The organism is Sphingomonas sp. 66-10 (assembly GCF_001897045.1).
Taxonomy (GTDB): Bacteria; Pseudomonadota; Alphaproteobacteria; order Sphingomonadales; family Sphingomonadaceae; genus Sphingomonas; species Sphingomonas lycopersici.
On sequence record NZ_MKRR01000042.1, the window covers coordinates 1 to 8,699 of the forward strand.

The following is an 8,699-nucleotide window of genomic DNA, read 5'->3' on the forward strand; positions in this document are numbered from 1 at the left end:
CTTTGCAACAGAGCCATTCTCACTAACCACGGCGGCGCTGGAATGCTTTGGTTCAGCGAATTTTGCCCTCACCCTCATTCACGGCCTAACAATCAGCGCGATCGATGCGATCGCTTCGCATGGTTCGGTCGATCAGCAAGCGCGCTGGCTGCCTCGCTTGATAACCGGCGAGTGGTCTGGAACAATGAATCTTACGGAGCCGCAGGCGGGATCCGACGTCGGCGCGCTTTCCACCACCGCTGAGCCGGTCGGCGATAATCAGTATCTGATTAAGGGAACCAAGATATTCATTTCATTTGGTGAGCACGATCTAGCAGACAACATTGTCCATCTCGTACTGGCTCGTATCAAAGGGGCACCCGGCGGCACCCGCGGTATCTCACTATTCCTTGTCCCGAAATATCGTCTGGATGCGCGAGGCCTTCCAGACGCGTTCAATGACGTGCGTTGCCTGTCAATCGAGAATAAACTCGGTCTGCATGCCTCGCCGACATGCGTTATGAGTTTCGGTGAGGAAGGTGGCTGTATCGGTGAACTTGTCGGTGCGGAAAATGCCGGCATGCAGGCAATGTTCACGATGATGAACAGCGCGAGGCTGAACGTCGGAAATCAAGGCGTTCAGATCGCAGAGGCAGCTACGCAGAAGGCGGTCGCTTTTGCGCGGGAGCGCATCCAGTCGGTTCGCGCTGATGGCTCTTCTGGCAAGCACCCCGTTCCTATCAGAGAACATCCGGATGTCGCCAGGATGCTGTTGCGCATGCGCGCGCTCACCGAAGCCGCGCGCGCGATCATTTACTACACGGCAGGGTGGGTTGATCGTCAGGCTGCTGAGGTTGAAGGCGCTGCCGCGCGGCTCGGCCTGCTCACCCCATTGGCCAAGGCTTGGTGCACTGACATAGGCTCCGAGGTCGCCTCCCTCGCTATCCAGGTCCATGGCGGTATGGGCTATGTCGAAGAAACCGGCATTGCCCAGTTCTATCGCGATGTGCGCATTACCTCCATTTATGAAGGCACGAATGGTATCCAGGCGGCAGATCTGGTCAGCCGTAAGCTCTGGGCAGATGGTGGTGCGGCCATGCGAGGTCTCCTTAACGAGGTCGCGGCAGATCTGCACGACGAGAAGGAAATGTTGAAGTTGCACAAGGCCGTGTCCGATGGCGCTGCTTGGCTGTTGACGGCCGACATCAATGATCGACTAGCAGGGAGCTACGCCTTTCTCACTATGACAGCAACTCTGGTGGCAGGTTGGCGGCTCTTAAGGCAAGCGCGTGCGGTTGATGCGGAAGGAGCGGCGTTCAGGGCAGCAAAAGTACAGGTTGTGGAATTCTTCTTAAGCCAGATTGTGCCTGCCGCAGCCGGTATCGCGCCCCAAGTCAAAGTGGGGGCAGCGTTGCTGCATGCAAACTGATGGACACGGCGGATTCCGACAATGGCGCGCAGGTGAACACCTGGACACCTCGAAAAACTCGTGGTGTTTGATGCGGTCGCGTGATTCACTGGCTTTGCGTTGCAGTGGAGGCGATGATGGCAGGGCAGCCGGGTTTCTTTGACCTGGGCGCCCGCCCTATGATCCGGTGGTGAATGACGTCACGTCAAGGTTTGTGCGCCAGACAACGATTTTTCGGACATATGTAGAACATTGACGTGCTCGACCGAGCCCGGGTCGCGTATCAGATCAGCGCGAGTTCGACTCTGCGTCCCACGACGGCCGCCGCGCGCTGCAGGGTTTCGATGGTGACATTACCATCGGTGGGATCAAGCACGCGGTCAACCTGGGTCCTGCTGGTATGCATCAAGAGCGCCAGTCGCTTTTTGCTGAGCTTGCGTTCGCGCATCGCCTCGGCAAGTTGCCAGGCGATGACTTCCTTGATGGCCTTGGCCTGGAATTCCGCGAGGACGCCTTCTTCCTCGAGAAAGCTGTCCAGCGTCGGGCCGCGATGTTTGTTCTCAGCCATTTCCAACCTCTTTCTGGCGCTTTCGGGCCAATTCAAAATCTGCCGCAGGCGTCTTCTGCGACTTCTTGATGAATCCATGCAGCGCGTAAAGCTCGCCTTGGTGGAAGCAGAACAACACGCGGGCGATCGTGCCGTCAGACAAGGACGTCCGCACTTCGAACAAACCCTTGCCCATCGGGCGGACCAACGGCATTCCGACCGGCCAACGAAACTGGACCCGCTGCAGGTCCTGGCCAATCTCGCGGCGATTGACTTCGGGGAGGCCGAGCAACCAGTCGCGAACGGGTACATTGCCTGCCTCGGTCTGGTAGAACACCAGCTCGATGCGTTGTGCAGTTCCCGATCCCATGCCATTCATATGCACTATATAAGGTGCATAGTCAAGCCGATTTCAACCCGGTGGCAATGCCCGTCGCTTGCCTGCCGAGAGTGCGATAGACGGTAGGGCGCGAAATCGCGAACAGTTCAGCGAGGTGGGCACCTCCAATTACCCGCGGATCTGAGCGGACATTGGGCAGGAGGACGGCGAGCGGCGCGAGTTCGGGGTGTTGGGTCATGATATTGCTGGATTTGTCGGCGGTGGCCTGCTGCTCCGGGGTTTTCCGATGATCGGAGGCGCAGCTATCCCGTGGTTGTCCGCGTCTCGTGGAAGATCAGGCGGTGCATGTTGAAGGCCAGGTTGGCGAGCGTGATCTTGGCCTCGGCGCGGGCAATGCCGATGGTGCGGACGAACAGGCCCATTTTCGCCTTCTGGTGCGCGAACACGTGCTCGACCCGCGCCCGGACCCTGGACTTGGTAGCGTTGCCGCGGCGGATGTTCTCCGGCATCGGCCGGCCCTTGGGCTTCCTGCGGTGGATACGACTGACCCGACCCTGGGCCTTCAACCAGCGCTCGTTGCTCTGGCTGCGGTAGGCGGTATCGGCCCAGACATCCGAGGCGGTGTTGTCGCCCGTCACCACGTCGCGCAGCATACGCCCGTCGTAGCGCGCACCATCGGTGACCTTGCCTTTGCGGATGAAGCCGAAGGCCCGGCAGATTGCGATGCTGCTTTTGTAGCCGAAGCTCGGGATCGCAATATCGGGTTGTGGCCTGCCATCGACGGTGGGCCGGGCCTTGGCGAACTTCAGCGTCCAGCGCGCGTCGGTGTCCTTCTGCCGCGCCTTGGCCGGTTCGTCCGGCCAGATCTCGGCGGCGCTCTTGCGCCAGAACCCGAGCATCTTGGCCCGATCGTCCAGATGGGCGTCGGCGACGATCGCGCGCGCGGCCTGGATGAACTGCCCATGCCAGAACACATAGACCAGCGATCGCTCTGGCATGGCGGCGAGGCGCGTCAGCGCCGCCTCGCAGCGCCGTAGCAGGGTGCCGAAGCTCTCCGCCCCCTCCCCGTCGCAATAATCCGGGTCCGCCTCGTTCCAATAGCGTTCGAGGTGCGGCATCCGTTCGGCGCTGCGCGTGCCGTTCCAGCGCGCCGGTTGGAGATAGGTGAACTCCTCGATCGGCCAGACTTCCACCGGCACGCCGGGAAAGCGCGCGATCGTCGGCGCGGCCGTCTGTCGGGTGCGGGTATAGGGCGAGGTGACGATGAGCGCGGGCGCTTCGGCCCAGCTCGCCGCGACGGCGCGCGCCTGTTCGTGGCCGCGCTCCGTCAGCTCGATCGTCGCCAGATCGGTGCAGGGCACGCCGGCGTTGCCGGTGCTTTCGCCGTGGGGGATGAATACGGCCCTCATGCCTGATTACTGGCGCAGGCGATCGGGCGTCCAGCCTTCCGGCAATTCGTCGCCTGGCTCGGGCGCACGATTGGGCACCTTCTCGAGAACGCGGTCGAGATCGTCCAGCGTGTAGCCCTTGGAGCGCCGCTTGAAGAACTCCGCAGCCGTTTCCACCACGCCGACTTTTTGCGCCACCGCAGTTGCGATCCACTGATTGAGGCTGACCCCATCCTCTTTCGCCAGTCGGGCCGCCGCCGTCTTGATCGAGGCGGGCAGCTTGAGCGGGTAAGTCGCCTTGCTCATTCGCTTAACTCCTTCAACATATCGGCCGGCCGAAGCAACCGGACCCCGAACCGGGGCGCGGCATCGCTGAAATCCCGGATATTGTAGGTCACGAGCGCATCAGCGCGTCCGTTGATTGCCGCTTCCAACACCATTTCATCATCAGGATCACGGAGCTGGGGACGCCAGCGCATATGAACCTCGACCGGCTCGACCAAGATAGCGAGCGCACCTAGCAGCCTGTCCACATCGTCCAGCGACAGACCGGAGGCTTCACGCTGCGCGTCACGTTTCAGCACGTCCTCATACTCGAAAAACAAGGCCGATGTGGCGAGCAGCGTGAACCGGCGATGCCGAGCGGCGCTCAACAACGCGAAGCCCGCACCTGTCCGGCTCCGCAGCGCCGCCACAATCACCGACGTATCCAACACGACCCGTTGCATCATCGCCTATATAACATCCTATAGGATGTTTTTCCAGAGGGCTTGGAGCGCCCTTCCCCCTTCCCCGTCATTCGGATTCTGCGCGGCGCGATCAGGGCTAAGCCAATAACCGACTAAGCGATTAAGCGCCTACCGCTTCGCGGCACCGTGGCTCTAGTCGCTCGCGCTCCCCAAGCCCGCAAGCGGTCTTAGCCCAAGGTGACGATCCACATGGCGGGGGCGAGATCGCTGCGCGGATCTCGCGTCATGGTGCCGGCCTGCGCCGGCGCGTCGTCCGTTTGCGTGGGGAGAGAGCGTTCCGCCCCCTCTCCCCAGCAACGGCAATAGACGGGCCGCGCCTCGCTGCGCTGCGGCCGCACCACCCCGTCGATTCCCGCTGCCCCCCTCTCCTGCCGGCGTTCTTGGGCGTCCGTGTCCGGCCGATGGCCTGGCCATCGCCGGTCAGGCGATTTGAAGGGAGTTATATATTAGGACGATGACGCAGGACAACCGGGAAAGCTGGCTCAATCGGGCGGCCGTGGGCATGGCCCCCTTGTTCGAGGTGCTGGAAAGCCCCCTGCCCGCGCGTATCCGCGTGGCGATCGGCTTCACCAGCGCGGGCCGCAAGGGCAAGGCGATCGGCGAGTGCTGGGATAATCGCTTGAGCGCGGACGGGCATTTTGAAATCTTCATTCGCCCGGACCTCGCCCATGCGCCCGACGCCATGCCGGCGCAGATCGCGGCCATTCTCGCGCATGAGCTGGTCCACGCCGCTGTCGGCATCCCGGCAGGCGTTTAAACGGGTCGCCCTTGGCCTTGGCCTTGTCGGGCCGATGCGCGCAACCACTCCCGGCGAGGCGTTCCTGTCGGCCATCGCGCCGATCTTGGAGGCCGTTGGTCCCCTCCCCCATGCCCGTCTCGATACGGACGGCGAATCCACCGCGCCCAAGAAGCAGAAAACCCGGATGCTCAAATGCGAGTGCGCGACGTGCGGCTATACCGTCAGGACCGCGCGTAAATGGCTTGAATTGGCCGGTGCCCCGCTTTGCCCGATCGAGGATCATGGCCGCATGGAACATGAGCCGCTGGACGACGAGGAAGGCGAAGGGGGAGGCTAAGCGACTAAGCGAATACCCGACTAAGCGGCGCGACTTGCCTGCTAAGCGACTAAGCGATATAAGCCGCTTAGTCGCTTAGCAGGAGCCGTCATGCAGACTTGGGCTATCATCTGTGTCCGAATAATGCACAGGGGCCTATAGGGCGACGTGACGATGAGCGCGGGCGCTTGCGTCCAGCTCGCCGCGACTTCGCGCGCCTGTTCCTGGCCCCGCTCCGTCAGCTCGACCGTCGCCAGATCGTGACATGGCACGCCGGCGTTGCCGGTGCTCATGCAAATCCGTCATAAGCGCATCGACGCTGGGGAAGCGTGCCCCCTTCCCCGCTTCCAGTTCCTCGATCGCCGCGTGCGTCGCGGCTTGGCCGGTCAGCTCGGCCTCGAACTGCGCCTTGCGCGCCTCATACTGGGCGCGGCGCTCCAGACTCCAATCCTTCATGCGATCAGCCACAAGATCGCGAAACGGGCGATGGCCTGCCATTTTGCCCGTCGCTCAGGCCGCTTCTTTCAGCGTCAACTCGACGTGTAGATGGGCCGACGCTGCAATGTTGACGAGCGCATCCAGGGAGAACTTGGCCAGCTTGCCGCGCAGCAGATCATTGGTCCGGGGCCGTGTCAGCCCAAGCCGCTTGCCCGCTTCGTCCTGTGAGACATTCCAGCCCTGCACCACCTTGCGGATTTCATACAGCAAGGACGAGCGCAGTTTCAGGTTCGCGGCCTCCTGCTCGGTATCGGCGAGCGCGTCCCACACGTTCTCATAGATTTCCGATGTCATTGCTCGCCTTCCATCGTTTCAACCTTTGCGCCGCGAGTTCGAGGTCTTTCTTTGCCGTTGCCTGCGTCTTTTTCTGGAACGCATGAAGCACCAAAACCCGGTCCTCCAACGTCGCCAGATAGATCACCCGGAACGCGCCCGATGCTTCCCGGATGCGAATTTCCCGAACGCCTTGCCCCACGGTTTTCATGGGCTTCCAGTCGTCGGGATCGTCGCCGCGTTGGACAAGCTCAAGCTGCCAACCGGCATCTGTTCGCGCATCTTCCGGGAAGGCGCGAACATCGGCCTTGCTACTTCCCAACCACTCTACCGGCTTCATGGGGCTGGGTGTATCAAAACGGAGACATTAATTCAAGCTCCTTCGCCTTGGGCGTTCGGAGGCTGGGATTTGCGCCTGCCGCTGCGCGGCACCGTGGCCCTACTCGCTTCGCTCCCCAAGCCCGCAAGCGGTCTTGGCCCAAGGTGACGACCCACATGGCGGGAGCGAGATCGCAAGCGGATCTCGCTTCATGGTGCTGGCGTGCGCCGGTGTCGATCCTGTTTGCCCCCCTCTCTCGCCGGCGTTCTTGGGCGTCCGTGTTCCGGCCGATGGCATGGCCATCGCCGGACAGGCGATTTGAAGGGAGTAAGGACGATGACCCACGAAACTCGCGAAAGCTGGCTCAATGCGGTGGCGCAGGGCATGGCTCCGCTGTTCGAGGCGCTGGACGCCCCCCTGCCCGACCGCGTGCGCGTGGCGATCGGCTTCACCAGCACGGGCGCGAAGGGCAAGGCGATCGGTGAATGCTGGGATAACCGGCTCAGCGCGGACGGCTATTTTGAAATCTTCATCCGCCCGGACCTCGCGCACGCGCCCGACGCCAGCCATGCCGAATGGTTGGCTCTGCTGCTCGATCACGAAGCGACCTGGCGCAACGACCGGCGCCTTGCCCTTCGCCTGCGGCATGCCAAGCTGCGCCACCATGCCGTGCCCGAGGACGTCGATTATCGTGCTACGCGCGGCCTCGATCGTCGGCTGTTCGACATGCTGCTCAAGGGCGACTGGATCGCCGCTCATGAGAACTGCGCCATCATCGGCCCCGCAGGGGTCGGGAAGAGCTGGCTCGCTTGCGCCATCGGCCACAAGGCGTGCCGCGACAACCGCTCGGTCCTCTATACCCGGCTGCTGCGGCTGATCGATGACCTCTCGCTCGCCAAGGGCGATGGCCGCATCGCCGCGCGCATGAAGAGCCTCGCCAGGGTGGACCTCCTCGTGCTCGATGACTGGGGCCTCGAACCGCTCGACGGTAATGCCCGCCACCATCTGCTCGAAATCCTCGAGGACCGCTACGGGCGCCGCTCGACGATGGTGACCAGCCAACTCCCCGTGGCCCGCTGGTTCGACCTGATCGGCGATCCCACCTACGCCGACGCTATCCTGGACCGCCTCGTTCACAACGCCCACCGGCTCGAACTCAGCGGCGAATCCATGCGTCGTCACCACGCCGCAACAGCCGCTTGACCAGAGCACAAATACGATGACATCATCACCCGACGATCAGGTGCTCCACCTGCGCGCGATCAAATCGGAACGCTGCGCGGCATCAGATCGGAATACATGCGCGCCATCGTCGGAATCCGCAGGCCATGTCGCGCCGTCGGTCATGCTACGAAAGCTTGCTGCCTACGAGCGACAGAACCAGCTCGACGTGGCGCTACAGGAAATCGGCAAGATCGAGCGCACCCTGTTCATGCTGGACTGGCTCGAAAATCCCGATCTGCGCCGGCGGTGCCATGCGGGCCTTAACAACAGCGAACAACGTCATGCCCTGACACAGGCGATCTACACCTTTCGCCAGGGCCGTATCATCGACCGCAGCCATGAGGCGCAGCAATATCGGGCATCCGGGCTCAACCTGGTCATCGCGGCGATCGTCTATTGGAACACGATCTACATGGACGCCGCCGCCCAGCATCTACGATCAGCATTGGTCCCAGTGCCTGATGATCTCCTTGCCCATACGTCCCCGGTAGGCTGGGAGCATATTGCTTTCTCCGGCGATTTCCTCTGGGATAGAGCGGCTGCTTCCACTGGCCGCAAGGCTCTCAATCTGCCGCCGGATAGCCGTGTCGCATAGGCGTTCACTGATTGTTCGCCCTTAGCGTTGTCTGGCGTACCTTCCACGCTATGCCCTCTATCAGATTCAACGCCTCGCTATTGTCATTTCGGGAACGATAGGGCTTCCCCTCCGGGCTTGCGGTGTATACAAGTATAAGACTATATGTGTAGGAGTGTAGCATGAAGGTTCTCGCCATTCTCTCACAGAAAGGCGGCGTCGGGAAAACGACGCTCGCGACCTGTCTGGCGGTTGCGGCCGAGCAGGCGGGCAAGGTCGCCGCGATCATCGACCTGGACCCGCAGGCGACGGCCTCGTTCTGGAAGGACGTGCGCCAGCTCGACA

General features: G+C 62.3%; 11 protein-coding genes and 5 pseudogenes. 7 read left to right on the forward strand and 9 right to left on the reverse strand.

The window, feature by feature from the left end; genetic code table 11:
- Positions 1 to 1,408 (forward strand): acyl-CoA dehydrogenase family protein (locus BGN95_RS05000; protein ID WP_286771832.1); only part of this gene is annotated, 1,408 nt, incomplete at its 5' end.
- Between the two features lie 262 nt (positions 1,409 to 1,670).
- On the opposite strand, the gene BGN95_RS05005 is transcribed toward BGN95_RS05000, so the two are convergent.
- From BGN95_RS05005 to BGN95_RS05030, 6 genes and pseudogenes are all read right to left on the reverse strand, one after another.
- Positions 1,671 to 1,955, reverse strand: coding sequence for a Fis family transcriptional regulator (locus BGN95_RS05005; RefSeq protein ID WP_286771833.1), 285 nt, complete (start codon positions 1,953 to 1,955; stop codon positions 1,671 to 1,673).
- Entirely contained in the window at positions 1,948 to 2,313 is a 366-nt protein-coding gene (locus BGN95_RS05010) for a type II toxin-antitoxin system RelE/ParE family toxin (protein ID WP_286771834.1), read from the reverse strand. The genes BGN95_RS05005 and BGN95_RS05010 overlap by 8 nt, the downstream gene beginning before the upstream one ends.
- 263 nt (positions 2,314 to 2,576) lie before the next feature.
- Positions 2,577 to 3,173, reverse strand: coding sequence for a transposase (locus BGN95_RS05015; RefSeq protein ID WP_286771848.1), 597 nt, complete (start codon positions 3,171 to 3,173; stop codon positions 2,577 to 2,579).
- Positions 3,153 to 3,683 (reverse strand): annotated as a pseudogene (locus tag BGN95_RS05020) (histidine phosphatase family protein); the annotation flags it as partial. The pseudogene BGN95_RS05020 and the gene BGN95_RS05015, both read right to left, overlap by 21 nt.
- Positions 3,684 to 3,689: 6 nt before the next feature.
- Positions 3,690 to 3,968: a type II toxin-antitoxin system HicB family antitoxin gene (locus BGN95_RS05025; protein ID WP_286771835.1), complete on the reverse strand. Its 279-nt coding sequence runs from the start codon at positions 3,966 to 3,968 to the stop codon at positions 3,690 to 3,692.
- Positions 3,965 to 4,393 (reverse strand): putative toxin-antitoxin system toxin component, PIN family, encoded by a 429-nt coding sequence (locus BGN95_RS05030; protein WP_286771836.1) that lies wholly within the window; start codon positions 4,391 to 4,393, stop codon positions 3,965 to 3,967. Before BGN95_RS05030 ends, BGN95_RS05025 begins: the two co-directional genes overlap by 4 nt.
- Before the next feature lie 472 nt (positions 4,394 to 4,865).
- On the opposite strand from BGN95_RS05030, the pseudogene BGN95_RS05035 reads away from it, so the two are divergent.
- Positions 4,866 to 5,487 (forward strand): annotated as a pseudogene (locus tag BGN95_RS05035) (transcription elongation protein SprT).
- Between the two features lie 137 nt (positions 5,488 to 5,624).
- On the opposite strand, the pseudogene BGN95_RS05040 reads toward BGN95_RS05035, so the two are convergent.
- Positions 5,625 to 5,759 (reverse strand): annotated as a pseudogene (locus BGN95_RS05040) (histidine phosphatase family protein); the annotation flags it as partial.
- Between BGN95_RS05040 and BGN95_RS05045 the strand changes: the two are divergent.
- A complete protein-coding gene (locus BGN95_RS05045) occupies positions 5,746 to 6,012 on the forward strand; it encodes a hypothetical protein (RefSeq protein ID WP_286771853.1) in 267 nt (88 codons plus the stop codon). The pseudogene BGN95_RS05040 and the gene BGN95_RS05045 sit on opposite strands and share 14 nt — an antisense overlap.
- Here the strand turns inward: BGN95_RS05045 and BGN95_RS05050 are convergent.
- A complete protein-coding gene (locus BGN95_RS05050; RefSeq protein ID WP_013038658.1) occupies positions 5,977 to 6,258 on the reverse strand; it encodes a helix-turn-helix domain-containing protein in 282 nt (93 codons plus the stop codon). The two genes, BGN95_RS05045 and BGN95_RS05050, sit on opposite strands and share 36 nt — an antisense overlap.
- Positions 6,239 to 6,577 (reverse strand): type II toxin-antitoxin system RelE/ParE family toxin, encoded by a 339-nt coding sequence (locus BGN95_RS05055; RefSeq protein WP_286771837.1) that lies wholly within the window; start codon positions 6,575 to 6,577, stop codon positions 6,239 to 6,241. Before BGN95_RS05055 ends, BGN95_RS05050 begins: the two co-directional genes overlap by 20 nt.
- A gap of 315 nt (positions 6,578 to 6,892) precedes the next feature.
- Between BGN95_RS05055 and BGN95_RS05060 the strand changes: the two are divergent.
- From BGN95_RS05060 to BGN95_RS05075, 4 genes and pseudogenes are all read left to right on the forward strand, one after another.
- A pseudogene (locus BGN95_RS05060) lies at positions 6,893 to 7,159 on the forward strand (transcription elongation protein SprT); the annotation flags it as partial.
- Positions 7,136 to 7,759, forward strand: coding sequence for an IS21-like element helper ATPase IstB (gene istB, locus BGN95_RS05065; protein ID WP_286771849.1), 624 nt, complete (start codon positions 7,136 to 7,138; stop codon positions 7,757 to 7,759). The pseudogene BGN95_RS05060 and the gene istB, both read left to right, overlap by 24 nt.
- A 106-nt stretch (positions 7,760 to 7,865) precedes the next feature.
- Positions 7,866 to 8,375, forward strand: a pseudogene (locus BGN95_RS05070) (Tn3 family transposase); the annotation flags it as partial.
- Between the two features lie 161 nt (positions 8,376 to 8,536).
- A partial coding sequence (locus BGN95_RS05075) for a ParA family protein (RefSeq protein ID WP_286771850.1) occupies positions 8,537 to 8,699 on the forward strand: 163 nt, incomplete at its 3' end.